Raw genomic sequence first — 349 nt, 5'->3', positions numbered from 1 at the left:
CTCGTGAGTTGGGTCGGCCGCGAGGGGGCGCTCCTCTACGATGGATCCGGCCTGTTCGGAGGCACGGGACCGGCCATCGGTGCCGTAGTCGCCATTGCGGCCATTGTGGCGGTGGCAACTCTCGTGCTTAACGAACGCGAGATCGGCGAGCGCTGGGGCATCGCCTTCATGGGCAAACGACCACCCGAGGAGAACGAGCGCACGCGTCTGGCGCGTCGCTGCGCCACCGTGGCCGAAGCGCGCCGCCTCACGCCACTCGAACGGGAGGTGATGGAGCTGCTTGCTCAGGGCAAGTCGCTTTCCGGCGTGGCCCACGAACTCATCATCGCCGAGGGCACCGCGAAGGCCC

General features: G+C 68.2%; 1 protein-coding gene. It reads left to right on the top strand.

Features of this window, described 5'->3' with window-relative positions; translation table 11 throughout:
• Positions 1 to 349: LuxR C-terminal-related transcriptional regulator (locus NE591_RS13415; protein ID WP_256156883.1), on the top strand; the 349-nt coding region annotated here is incomplete at both ends.

This window comes from Adlercreutzia sp. DFI.6.23 (genome assembly GCF_024462535.1).
Classification (GTDB): Bacteria; Actinomycetota; Coriobacteriia; order Coriobacteriales; family Eggerthellaceae; genus Adlercreutzia; species Adlercreutzia rubneri.
Note: the sequence above shows the minus strand (reverse complement) of the source record. Positions and strands in the feature narration are given on the sequence as shown.